Raw genomic sequence first — 12889 nt, 5'->3', positions numbered from 1 at the left:
GTCGGGGCATCGATCTCAACCGAGATCCTCATGCCGTGCTGCCGCTGCCCACGGTCAGAGCTGGGGACGTTCGTCCGTACGCAACTGGGGAGAAAAGTCCGTACCCCGACAACCAGCAGAGCACGGTCCTCCAGAGGCAGGCTCCACGGCCGGCCCCTGCGGACCGCATCCGCACCCTCGCGCCGCAAAACCGTCACCAGCTTGCCGAACTGGCGCGGGCTCAGCCCTGTGAACGGGGCTATCCAGGCAGACTCCGATGCCGTAATCACACAGGCCATGCCAAGATCATTTCATGCGGTGGCCGGCAGCTCGGCTCGCCTCTCAGCTTCCGCTGAGCGGAGACTCCCACGTGGGATCGTGCAGGGATCTCCTCGTGAGGTGGGCCAGCAAGTGCTCCGCCGTGTTGGAGGCAGTGTCTTGCGGCGCCCCGACCGCCGCCAGGGCGGAGGTGAGCCTGGCCGACGCCTCTTCTGGCACATCCGGGTCGGTCAGAAGCGGAAGAACCAGCAGGAGGCGGGCTGCCGTGTCTTGGACACCGTCGGCACCGGAGAAGGGGCTGTCAGCGATGCGGACCAGTTCGCGCCACGTCAGCCCAGTACCCCTGAAATCTCCGTCCCAACTCGCGATCTGCTGAACGTAGCTCCTGCCAGGATGGGTGAGGAGATAGTCGATACCGTAGTCGCCGTCCAGGTTGCGGTAGACCACCGCGGCTCCGGGGCCGGTTTCGGCTGGCACCCGAAACACTGGCCAGCGTTCGGGATCGAAGAGGACCTCGGACATGGCATCGGCGTCGGCGCCGTCGTCGTCGCCGAACCACTCAGGAACCGGCCGCTCGGCACACCCCCCGTCGCTGCACATTGCCAGAAGGTAGTTCGACCAGAAGCCCGGGCGGGCAAGCAGCGACTCGCCCGCCACCAACGCGTCGGCGTCATATCCCTTGATCAGCACCCGTCGATCCTGTCACCACCCACTGACACGATCCGCTTCGGGATCGGCAAGGGGACGCCGCCCAGTTACGGGACAGGTCTTAGCTTGGCGTTTATCCAAGACGGGCCTGATGTTCCTTGATCGATTCGGCGCGTTTGACGGTTTTGCCGACGTCGTGGCGGGTGGCCCGGTGCTTGTTCTTCGAGCCGGGAGGGCGTCCCGGTCCTGGTCGGGAAGGTTTCGGCGCGGCCGCCGGGTGGGCTGCGGTCGCCCGGATGTTGCGAAACCCCCGCCGGACGCGGGCGGGGGTAAGGCGGCGGGGCTCGCTCCGTCGTTCCCAGGGGCGTTTGAGGTCCTCGGCGACCGCCGCCTCGCCCGCGACTACGAAACCCACCCCCACCGATCAGCCGCCATGATCCAACTGGCCGCCATCAACCTCATGACCCGCCGCCTCACCCACGAGACCACCCTCAACTGGCGCGACACCTAGACCAAATGAAACAGACATCGGAGAACGAAACGCTCACTAAGTGAGCGTTTGGTTCGCATATCAGGTGTTTGGCTGCGATTCTGAGCGGTCAAGCGAAGTCCCCTGAGCGGTGATTCGCCAGGGAAGTGGCTTATACGGCAATCCGTGGGCCAGTAATGCGCCGGGTTTCTGATGAGAGATCCCGTCTCATTCAGAAGCAACCTGGTTCATGCAGGTCTGCGAACTCGCGCCCTGGTGCCCCGGATGCCTCGCCGCACGCCCTGCCCAGGTCGGCTGCCGCCGCGTACCCAGGCATCATGCAGCCCTCACAGTCCTACCCCAGCGACCTGTCCGACGCCCGCTGGGAACTCATCCGCCCCACCCTGGAAGCCTGGCGCCAAAACCGCGCCGGCATCCGCAAGCCCACCCACGACCTACGCACCCTGATGAACGCCATCCTCTACGTCGACCGCACCGGCATACCCTGGCGCTACCTCCCCCACGACTTCCCACCCCACCAGACCGTCTACGGCTACTTCGCCCGCTGGGAAACCGACGGCATCTTCGACCAGCTCACCAACATCCTCCGCGGCAAGGTCCGCAAGGCCGAAGGCCGCGCGAGCCAGCCCAGCGCCTGCCTCATCGACAGCCAGAGCATCAAGACCTCCGCCACCGTCCCCCTGACCAGCCAAGGCATCGACCCGGCCAAGAAGATCATCGGACGCAAACGGCACATCGTCACCGACACCCTCGGCCTCCTCCTGGCCGTCGCCGTCACCGCCGCGAGCGTCCACGACTCCGCGGCCGGCACCCAGCTCATGACCAAGGTCGCCGCACTCCACCCGACGATCAGCAAAGCCTGGGCCGACAACGGCTACAAGACCAAAGCCGTCGAACACGCAGCCCGACACGGCATCGACCTCGAGATCGTCCAACGCGACCCCACCACCAGAGGCTTCCACGTCCAGCCACGCCGATGGGTCATCGAACGCACCCTCGGCTGGCTCATGCACCACCGCCGCCTCGCCCGCGACTACGAAACCCACCCCCACCGATCAGCCGCCATGATCCAACTGGCCGCCATCAACCTCATGACCCGCCGCCTCACCCACGAGACCACCCTCAACTGGCGCGACACCTAAGGGTTGTCCCGCAATTCCTGGTGGATCAGCGCGCGGCGTCAGATGCGGTACATCGCAAGGCGGAGGGACGCCCGCATACTGGATGTATTCGGGCGTTCCGACAACGCGACGAGGTGCCGTAGCTGTCGTCGTGCGCCCGCCAGGAATTGCGGGACAACCCTTAGACCAAATGAAACAGACATCGGAGAACGAAACGCTCACTAAGGATCCATCTCGTCACCACGCGGGGTGCCGGCGGTTGCGCGGTGACCGGCCGTGGCGAGGTGCGCTTCTCTCGGACGTAGGCGCTGACCCGGCCGTAGCTGCCTCGATAGCCCAAGGGGACGATCTCCTCCCACAGCTTCCAGGCGTTGGTGCAGCCCTCCTCCCAGCGTTCGTCGAGGTAGGGCTCCGCACCGTTTCAAGAGCCTCGCCGACGCTGCGAAGCCGGAAGAGCGAGCGGTTCGCCAACCGCGTCCGAGCCAGGCACGCCACGGTCCACGCGCTACTGGAAGCCGGCCACAGCCGCCGCTCCATCAGGGCCAGGCTCCTTCAGAATCCCTCGAAATCTCCGGCCTCATCGAGTAGACGCCGTCTTTCGCCACGCCAGGATTCGTAGGTGGCCGGCAGTGTCAGCGCGGCATCGAGCGGAGGCTGGATGTCGCTTTGGACCAGGCCAAGGAGAAACGCAGCCATTCCCATAGGGTACTCGTGGTATCCGCGTCGAGTCCTGGGGCGGAAAATTACCGGCCATTGATCTGGCGCGCCGTTGCATCGCCACAGGAAGTCATCGCCGGCCTCGTTAGACGCCCAGGTCAAGGTCACACCCTCGGACGGACGCCCCGCATGGAGGAGAAGGTGCTCGCCATACGGGTAGCCGTCGAAGCGTGGAGTGTTAATCCCGATGGAATCACTAATCGCGCCAAGCCCATACACAGCGACGAAGTCACGGTAGTCGGCCGGGAAATCCCATCCGGTCTCATCGCGGATCCCTTCCCAGTCCACATCGCTCCCGCCGTCCACAGGTGGCTGCATAACGCGGCTCAAATCTTCCACAGCCCAGTGCATATTTTTCCCTCTTGGTCTGTCGGTCACGACGTGGGCACGTCCGCACCGCTACGGGAGTGTACGACTCTTCCCAGGTTGTGCCATCCCCTGGGTGTGTTCATCAGGTTCTGGACGCTGCGCGTTGAGGTTCCCACCAGATTCCCGTTGAGGTCCCAGGTCGTAGCTTGCATCTCGTAGGACTGTGGCGTGACGCGATTTCCCAGATATACGGGTCGTACCGAGTAGAGAACGGTTGCTTCGCCCTTCTCTATACTTTTTTGCACTTTGTTCTCGAACTGAACCATGTTGTCCATCGCCCCGAGACCACCCTTTTCGGGGTAGGTGTTCGCGTCACGACCGCAGGTCGAGAGATTCTTAAGATTCGTCCCAGATCCGGTGAGCTGGCTACCGAGAAGGTGGCAATTATTGACTGAATTTCTCGGATTTGCACCCAGATGCCCGGCGTACTTTCGTGCCCAGGTATATCCCGGCGGGCGCGGGTTCTCCGCAGTCGGCGTCCCCTGGTGGGTGTTTAGGTATTGCGGGGTCAGACACGCAATGACTCCTTGGGAGCGCCCACCGCGCGACGTGTCCGTATCTTGGTATTCAACCCACCCGTCACCATCGATACTGCAGTCGTTCGAGTTGTCTCGGTCGTTACCGGAATCCGGACTGGCGCCGGGCGCCAGATGCATGCTCGGTTCTTGGTCCGGATCGAACTGGTCGTTGTTGACCAAGTTCAGCATTTTGGCGGCGCCGATCACCATGTTGATGGCGTCGCCGGGTTTCCAGCCGCCGTTCTTGGGATCCCAGTCCGGCTTGGGTGCCGGACGGGTCGGGGCAGGCTTGGGGTGCGGACCATTGTTGGGGTTCTGGTCGATGACTGGGCGAGGGGGGCGGATCGCGGCCGACGCAAGTCCACCGATAGCGGCCGCTCCTGCCAGCAGAGGATAGGGCGACGGCCAGCTGGGAGTTGCCACTCCGCCCTTGGGAGGTTGGCTCCCGCCACTCCTTCCGCCAGTCCTGCCGCTGCTTTTGCTGAAGCCTCTGGCCTGCGCTCTGAGTGCATCGGCCATTTCGTTGGCGTAGTTGTTGGTGAGGACGTTGGTTTGTGCGTAGCTGTTGCTCCAGGCATCCGAGTGAGTGCGTAGGTATTTGTCAGTTGCCAACGCTCCACCCCCCGCCAGCACGGTGGCGAAAACACCCCAGCCGAAAGCCTCCCCAAGGGCAGCGCCACAGATCACGATGACAGGGCCGAAGCAGTGCCCGGTGGGGTCAGTACCGTTGAGCGGTCCGCCATTGCCGTATGTGTACCGGTTTGCCTGGGTAGACGGCGTCGGGTCGAGTTGCCAGGTGTCGCGCGAGGCGAAGGAGCCCGTGCCCGGCTGGTACCAGCGGGCGGCCATGTTGATGTCGCCGCTGTTGGGGTCGGTCCAGCTGGATTGGTAGCCGGTGGCGGGTGTTGTGCCGTTGGTGGCTGTTTCGGTGCCGAATGGGTCGTAGGCGGTGGAGCTGGCGAGTTGTGTGCCGTCGGGGGTCAGGCCGGCGATCAAGTCGGTGTGCTGGTCGGTGAGTGCCCACTGTTTGGTGGTGCCGGTGGAGGAGGAGAGGAGTCCGCCAGCTGGGTTGCGGTTGTAGGTGCTCGTTCCGTCGTCGGCCAGGTTGTTGGAGCCGCCGTCGTAGGCGAAGGTGGTTTCTCCGCGGGTCTGGAGGCGGTCCAGTGAGTCGTAGGAGTAAGTGACCCCGGCGTCGGTGATCTTCCGTTCGAAGGCGTCGAAGGTGAGCGTGCGGGGGGTGCCCGATCCGTCGTCAACGGCCGACAAGGAGCCGCGCGGGCTGTAGGTGAAGCTCACGCTGCCGTCGGTGAGTTGGCGGTTGCGGGCGTCGTAGGTTGCCGAGGCCGATCCTGCCTTGGTGCGGTTGCCGGCGGCGTCCCACTCGTATGCCGTGGTCGTGGAGCCCTGGGTCCAGGAGTTCATACGTCCGGCGTCATCGTAGGCATAGGTGCTGGCGCTCTCGCCTGCCATGCCGGTGGTGCTCTTCGAGATCAGTCGTTCGTCGAGGTCGTAGCCATAGGTGGTGGAGATCAGGGTTCCGGTGCCGTCCGGTTTGGTGACCTTGTCCGTGGTCAGTCGGCCGAGGTCGTCGTAGCCATAGGTGCGGCGCTGGGACTCGGTCCAGGTGGCGGTGCCGCTGGGCTGGGTGGCGTATCGGTCCAGGGATGGTCTTCCGGCGGCGTCGTAGTCGTACCAGATGCCGTTTCCGGTGACGGAGTCCCAGGCCCAGTCGAGGCGTCCGGTGTTGTCGTAGGCGTAGTCGGCCGAGCCCGCCTTCGTCTGGCGGTGCGTCATATGGCCGTCGTCGTCGTAGTTGTAGCTCGAGGTCCCGGCGGGGCCGTTGGCGGTGAGGAGCTGGCCTCGGTCGTTGTAGGTGTAGGTGTTTTTGTTGAGTGGGTCACTGGAAGCTGCTGCGGTCTGGTTGCCCGCCAGGTCGTACTCCAGTGTGCGGTTGGTCGTGGCCGCCTCCGCGCCGGTTCCGGTCTCGTGGGTGAGACGGCCGAGGGCATCGTAGGTGCGTTCGCGCTTGACTCCGCCCGGCAACAGCTCGGTGACGGGCTGGCCGACCTTGTCGTAGAGCGTGGTCCAGGTGCGGTCGGCTGCGTTCGGGTGGGCGGCGGTGGAGGGTTCGACGGTGGATTCGGGCAGGCCCCATGGCGTGAACGTGTACGTCGTGGAGTTGCCCCGGCCGTCCGTCAGTCGGGTTCGGTTGCCCGCCGTGTCGTACCCGAAGGTTGTGGTGATCGAATTGGCGCCGGAGACGGGCTCTACCTGCTTGACCAGTTGGCCCAGGGCGTCGTAGGCGTAGGTCGTGCGGGCTTTCGTCGTCGCCGATATCGCGGCGGTGCGGTTGCCGTCGGCGTCGAACTCCGCCGCCAGCGTGCGCAGGGCGGTGGTGCCGGTGCCGTAGTCGGTGGCGGCGGTGACGTTGCTGAGTGCGTTGTATGTGGTGGTGGTTGTACGGTTGGTGGCGTCTGTGGTTTCGGTGAGGCGGCCGAGGCCGTCGTAGTCGAACCGTGTGGTGCCGGCCGGGTCGGTCGTGGACGTTATCTCGCCCGCCGCGTTGTATGCGGCTGTGCCGGTGATGCCGCCGGGGGTCATCGAGGCGGTCTGGTTGCTCGCGTCGTCCCAGGTGTAGCGGCTGGTCAGGTTCCGGATATTCGGGTACCGCTCGACGGTCGTCGATGTCAGCCCGCGGCCGATTTCGTCGTACGTGGCCTCCGTGCGCGCCCCGGAAGGGCCCGTCGCTGACAGTTGCTGACCTGTCGGTGTCCACGTGTAGCGGGATACCCCACCGCCGCTGAGGTCAGTGAATGACTGCTGAAGCAGTCCGGGTCCGGACAGTGACTGCAGCTGTGGGGCAGCAGCTGCAGGGTCGGTCTGGCTGGTGAGGTTGCCGAGCTGGTCGTAGCCGTAGCGGGTGACGCGGCCCAGTGGGTCGGTGACCGTCGCGGGACGGCCGAAGGGGTCGTACGTAGTGCTCGTGGTCGCGGTGATCGTCGTGCCGCCCGGCGGGGTGTAGTCCGGGAGGGTGGCGGCGACTGCGCGGCCGAGCCGGTCAACCTCGGTGCGGGTCACCTGGTTGCGTGGGTCCTTCGTTTCGGTGGCTTCGCCGAAGGTGTTGTAACCGGTCAAGGTGGTCGGCTGGACCGTTGTTGCCGTGCCGCCGTTCTGTTCGGCCCGGACGGGCGGGGCGGTCTGCTGGGCCAGGCGGCCGAGCGCGTCGTAGCGGTTGGTGGTGGTGAACGTGGCGGCGTCGGCGCCGGGGGTGTTGCCGCGCGGGCTGACGGTGGTCAGTGGCAGGCCGCGGTCGTCGTAGGTGCTGGTGGTGGTGTGGGTGGTGGTGCCGTCGGTGACGGTCTGCTTGGTCGGGTTGCCCGCGGCGTCGTACTCCGCGCTCGTGGTGAGGTTCCTGTCCGCGGTGATGGACTGGATTGCTGTTTTGACGCGGTCGTCGCCGTCGTAGGTCAGGGTGCTGGTGCGGTTGAGTCCGTCGGGGTCCAGGACGCTGGTTGTGGTGCGGCCCAGGGCGTCGACCGTGTACGTCTGGGTGGTGGCGCCGCCGCCGGTGACCTGTTTGGTCAGGTGGCCGGCAGGATCGTAGTTGTCGGACTCCAGGATGATGTCGTGCTTGCTGCCGTCAGCCTGGGTGACCTGGCGGGCTGTGGTGGTGGCCGGCAGGCCGTCATCGAAGTAGGTGTACGCGGTGGTGGCGCCCATGGCGTCGGTGGTGGAGGCCAGGCGCCCGGCAGGGTCGTAGGCGTTGGACACCGTGGTCAGGTCGTGCACGGTTCCCGACGGGTCGCCGGTCCAGTCGTGCAGGACGGTGGTGGCGTGTTGGCCGCGAGGCGTGTAGGTGTACGTGACGTGTGTGGCTGCCGCGTCGGTCGTCCCGGTGACCTGTCCTGTCTCGTCGTGGTCGTAGAGGGTGGTGTTCTGTTCCGGGTCGGTGACGCTGTCGTTGAGGCCGTGGGCGTTGTAGTGGTAGGTCGTGACGCGTTCGGGGTCGTTGCCGGTGGTGTCCTTGGCCGTCTGCGACAGCAGGTTTCCGTCCTCGTCGAAGGTCCGGGTGATCTGCCCCGTGTGGGTGGTGCCGGTGATCTCGTTCTTTACGCCGGCACCGGTTTCGGTGACGACGTTGGATGCCTCGTCGTAGGCGTACGTGGTGGTGACGCCGTTGGTGAAGGTGTCGGAGATCTGAGTCTCGGAGGTTTTGCGGCCCAGCTGGTCGTAGGTGTACGAGGTGACCAGCCCGGAGGGGGAGGTCGCCTCGGCGGTGTCGCCGTTGGCGAAGTACCGGTAGGAGGTCTTCGCCTCTGCGGGCGTGGTCTGGGTGAGGACCAGGCCCGGCGGGGCGGTGCCGCCGCCTACTGCGGTCTCGGTGCCGGTGGTGTAGGTGATGGCGGCGGTGGACTTGTCCGCGCGGACCGTGGTCAGGGGCAGGCCCTGGGCGTTGTAGGTGTAGGCGGTGCGGTAGCGGGTGTCCTTGTAGTCGGTGGAGCGCTGGTCGCTCACCGACAGCACCTTGTCGTTGCGTGGGTCGAGCGGGTCGGACGTGTTCAGCTGGTAGGAGGTGAAGCCGGTCCAGCAGGAGTTGGCGTCCCGGCACGTCGTGGTCGACACCACGTTTCCGCGTGCGTCATGTCCGGTGACCGTGGTGTGTCCGTTGGGGTCGGTGATGGTGTGCAGGTTGCCGGCGGTGTCGTAGGCGTACGAGGTGACGGCGCCGGTGGCGTCCTTGCGGGCCATGACGCGCTGGCCGCGCAGAGTGTCGTAGCTGGTGGTGCTGGATTGTTCCTTCGGGTCGGTGACTGTCACGGTGGCGGTGAGCCCGGAGTCTGCGGCTTCGGCCTGTGCCCGGTAGTGAGCGGACACCTGGTCGGCCGTCAGCGCGTTGCGGTACAGGGCGACCTCGTCGACCTGGCCGCTGAAGTAGTACGTGTCAGCGGCCAGACCCATCCAGCCGGGGGTGCCGTGGCCGCCGCCGACGTAGGTGTAGGGGTGGGCCTGCTCGTCGATGGTGCCGGCCAGGGTGCCGACGGCAACGCCGTCGAGGTACAGGGTCTGGGTGTTGGTCGCTCCGGACAGCACCACGTGGTGCCACTGGCCATCGGTCACCTTCTGGGTGGAGACGATGGGCGTGGCTCCGGGGTCTCCGGTGAGGTACCACTCGCCGCGCAGCTTGCCGGATCCGTCGATGTTCAGCACGGAGCGCCAGGAGGTGGGTGTCTGGCCGACGGCGGTGTTCTGGAAGCCGAGGAGGACTGCGGACGGGCTGGTGGTCTTGAACCACATTTCGGCCGATAGGTCCCTGGCGCCGGTGAGGTTGGTGGCGGGGAGCTGGATGACGCCGTGGCCACCCAGTGTGACGGCCCGGTCGTCGCCGGGGCCGAACACGCCGGACTGGTCGAGCTTGGAGGTGCTGGCGGAGTCAGGTTTGAAGGTGGCCTTCTGGGGGCTGCCGCCGATCTCGCTGCCGAGGGCGGTGCCAGAAGTCTCATTGAGCCGGTAGTAGGCGCTGGGTGCGTCTGCGAGGGCGACGCCGTCGTATTGGTCGCCGCGGCCTTGGACCAGGCCGCGGCGGGCCTGGACGTGCTGGGTGGGCAGATCGGTGCTGCCGGCGGTGGGTTTGACGTAGCTCCAGGTGGAGCCGGTCTTCTGGAACGTGACGAGGGCCTTGTCGTAGAAGGCCACCTCGTCGATCTCACCGGTGAAGTTGCGGTAGCCGAGCGGTTGTCCGTCCCAGCTGGTGGAGGAGTAGCCGCCGCCGACGTAGACGTGGTCGAAGCGGTCGGTGGGAACCCCGGTGGCGTTGCCGCCCTGGTAAGTGCCATCGACGAACAGGGCTGTGTAGCCCTCGTTGCCGGTGAGCAGGACGTGGTGCCAGGTGTCGTCGGTGACGGCGGCCTTGGACAGGACGCTGGTGGCCTCGCCCCAGAACCTGCCGCGCAGCTTGCCGTCGGAGTCGATCAGCAGGATGGGGCGCGCGCCGGTGGGTGTGTCGCCGAAGTCTGCGTTCTGGTTGGTGACCAGGACACCGGGGTCGCTGGTCTTGAACCACAGCTCCAGGGACATTGCGGTGCTGGTGCCGAGAGACTCGGCGGGCAACTCGATCGCGGCGGTTTTGTCGAAGGTGACCGCGGTGTCGTCGCCGTCGGCGAAGACGCCGGGGCTGCCCAGACGGGTGCCGTCCAGATAGCTGCCGGCCAGTTCGCTGCCGAGCGGGCTGGCGGCCTCTGCGCCTCCGCGCTCGCCCAGCCGCCAGTAGCCGGTGGGGCCGCTGCGCTGGATGGTGTCGGCGTAGGTGGCCGATGCCGGGGAGTAGGAGGGTGCGGATACCTTCCAGGTGCCGCCGTTGTCGTCGGTGTGCTGCGTCAGCCGGCCGGTTGCCGGGTCGTAGGCGGCGGTGGCGTGGACCCGGCCGGTGGGCAGGGTGACCTTGGTGATCTGGCCGATGGAGGCGCGGGCCGCATAGTGGTCGGTGATGGTGGCCGCGTCGAGGGTGTGGTCGTAGAAGGCGACCTCGTCCATCTGGCCCTTGAAGTGGTAGTCGCCCTCGGTCAGGCCCATCCAGCCGGAACTGCCGTAGCCGGCACCCAGGTAGGCGTAGTCGCGGGACTGCTCGGTGAGCGCCCCGGTCAGGGTGCCGACCTTGACTCCGTCGAGGTAGAGGCTCTGGGTGTTGGCGGCGGCGGTGAGAACGGCGTGGTGCCAGGTGCCGTCGGTGACGGCGGCCGGAGTCACGATGGGCGTTGGGGTGGGGCTGCCGGTGAGGTAGAACTCGCCGCGCAGCTTGCCGGACCCGTCAATGTTCAGGACGGGACGCCAGGAGGCGGGCTTCTCACCGAGTTCCTCATTCTGGAAGCCGACCAGGACGCCGGACGGCGTGGTCGTCTTGAACCAGAGTTCGATGGTGGGGAAGGCGGCCGTCTTCAGAGTGTCCGTGGGCAGTTCGACGATCGAGTCGACACCGTCGAAGCCCGCCGAGGCGTCCGTGCTGCCGGCCGTGGCCGAGTCGCCCCCGAGGACAGCATCGCGGTAAACGGCGTCGTTCAGACCGGTGCGGGAGACGGCGGAACTGGCCGCGGCCGACCCTTCACCCTCACCCAGGCGCCAGTAAGAGGTGGGCGCCGAGTCTTGGACCACGCTGCGGTAGACGGATCCGGAACCGTACTCGTACAAGGTGCATTTCGTCGTCGAGGTCGGCGGGCACACCGAGGTGAGCTCGCTACCGGTGTAGTGGTAGACCCAGGTCAGGCCCGGGGTGTCCGCGTCGACAGGGCTCGTGGTGACGCTGGTGACGTGGCCGCCGCTCCAGCCGAAGCTCAGGGAGCGGCCGGACAGGTTATCGGTCACGGTCTTCACGGGCCCGCTGGTAGCGGTGTCGTGGGTGACTGTCTGGCCGCGCCCGGCAGCGTCCGTGATCTTACTGAGGACGCCGCTCGCGAGAAAGCGGTAAGTGGTCCCGGAGCGTTCGCGCAGTACCCAGTCGGTTGACTGACGGGCCAGGGTGAGGCTGCCGCCGGCAGGCCCGGTGTAGGTGCCGTCGGTGTTCTTCCCGAACCGGACCTGGGAACCGTCCGCGAGGGTGACCAGGACCGAGGACGTGGTGGTCTCCTGCCGCAACTGCATGTCCCAGCGGGTGGACCAGCCGGTGCCGAACGCGCCGCCCGTGCGCGGGTCGAGGGAGTTGTAGGTACGGGTCAGCGACAGGTCGGGACCGACCGTGGTCAGCGCTGCGTCGGTCGCGGCGGTGACGTAGTTGCCCTCACGGGTGCCGATCTCCTTGCCGTCGTCGGCGCCGCCCAGGTGGCTGGTCACCGCAGGCTGCGGCACCTCGGTGCTGATCAGCGCGGCGCCCGGCCGCGTGGAGGTGGCGGCCCCGTCGTAGGCATAGGCGTACCAGGCGTAGGTCTTGTTCCAGGACAGCCATCCCGTCGGCACCGCCCCCTGCTGTTCGCTGGTGCGGGTACCGGTTTTACAGTTCTTGCGCAGATTGCTGCCCGCCACCTCGCACACTTCGAAGCTGTACTGGAGCGCCGACTTGGGGTACCGGTCCGCGTCGCTGCCCTTCGCCCACAGGGTCGGGGTCAGTGTGTTGACTGTGACACCACTGCTCGGGGACTCTGCGGTGAGTTGGGGCGGGATATTGACCGAGGACAACTTGACCGACGCCCCCGGAACAGTCGCGGTGGTGAACCGGCTGACGCCGGCGTCGTCCATGGTCCACTCGACGGTGTACGTCGCCGGGGTGAGCGGGGCTATCTTCGCGTCCAGGGTGATGCTCTCACCAGGTGAGATCGCCTGGGGCATCGTGGTCGAGCGGATCTTCGTGAGGTCGGTGATCTCGTTGCCCGAGGCGTCGTAGAGGTTGTAGCGCAGCTTGTAGTTGCCCCCGGCGGGCCAGGTCTCCTGGCCACGGTTGGTGACAGTTACCTGCTGCGAGCCCTCGGTGACGGCCGTGACAGGTGCGGTGAAGTCGCCCAGCTTGTACGTGGCGCCGTACTTGGTCCAGGTGACGTCCAGGCTGGGCTTGCCGTTCGGATAGTCGTCGGAACCGAATTGCTTCCATCCCTTGGAGTCAGTCGTGGACGCCTTCACCGCGAGGCCGTAGTTCTTCTTCCGGGCATGCGTCCAGTCGTCCACCAGTTTCCGGCCGGCGCTGCCGAGCTTAGACGATGTCTCAGTTGGTGCGGACGTGTGGTGACCGGGCAGGATCCATCTGCATGGCAGACCCAGAGGTTCAGCGCGTCAACGACATTGCACTC

4 protein-coding genes and 2 pseudogenes are annotated in these 12889 nt (G+C 66.3%); 1 reads left to right on the top strand and 5 read right to left on the bottom strand.

Features of this window, described 5'->3' with window-relative positions; all coding sequences use genetic code 11:
• Positions 1-110 precede the first annotated feature (110 nt).
• The 3 genes and pseudogenes from ACGFZA_RS41655 to ACGFZA_RS41645 form a co-directional block, all read right to left on the bottom strand.
• Positions 111-278, bottom strand: a pseudogene (locus ACGFZA_RS41655) (IS5/IS1182 family transposase); the annotation flags it as partial.
• Positions 279-321: 43 nt separating this feature from the next.
• Positions 322-948, bottom strand: a complete 627-nt coding sequence (locus tag ACGFZA_RS41650; protein WP_393686240.1) for a hypothetical protein — start codon at positions 946-948, stop codon at positions 322-324.
• Between the two features lie 91 nt (positions 949-1039).
• Positions 1040-1338: pseudogene (locus ACGFZA_RS41645) on the bottom strand (transposase); the annotation flags it as partial.
• Positions 1339-1713: 375 nt separating this feature from the next.
• Between ACGFZA_RS41645 and ACGFZA_RS41640 the strand changes: the two are divergent.
• Complete coding sequence (locus ACGFZA_RS41640; RefSeq protein ID WP_393686238.1) at positions 1714-2538, top strand: IS5 family transposase; 825 nt, start codon at positions 1714-1716, stop codon at positions 2536-2538.
• A 531-nt stretch (positions 2539-3069) separates the two neighbouring features.
• On the opposite strand, the gene ACGFZA_RS41635 is transcribed toward ACGFZA_RS41640, so the two are convergent.
• Positions 3070-3612, bottom strand: a complete 543-nt coding sequence (locus tag ACGFZA_RS41635) for a hypothetical protein (protein WP_393686236.1) — start codon at positions 3610-3612, stop codon at positions 3070-3072.
• Positions 3609-12767 (bottom strand): LamG-like jellyroll fold domain-containing protein, encoded by a 9159-nt coding sequence (locus ACGFZA_RS41630; protein ID WP_393686234.1) that lies wholly within the window; start codon positions 12765-12767, stop codon positions 3609-3611. Before ACGFZA_RS41630 ends, ACGFZA_RS41635 begins: the two co-directional genes overlap by 4 nt.
• Positions 12768-12889 lie beyond the last annotated feature (122 nt).

Origin of the sequence: Streptomyces sp. NPDC048211 (genome assembly GCF_043202315.1) — a bacterium.
In the GTDB taxonomy this organism is placed as follows: domain Bacteria; phylum Actinomycetota; class Actinomycetes; order Streptomycetales; family Streptomycetaceae; genus Streptomyces.
This window is presented reverse-complemented; position numbering and strand designations above follow the sequence as displayed.

Bases quoted from the DNA above. Each gene is read 5' to 3' on its own strand.
- ACGFZA_RS41640 (WP_393686238.1), top strand. From the start codon at position 1,714: ATGCAGCCCTCACAGTCCTACCCCAGCGACCTGTCCGACGCCCGCTGG.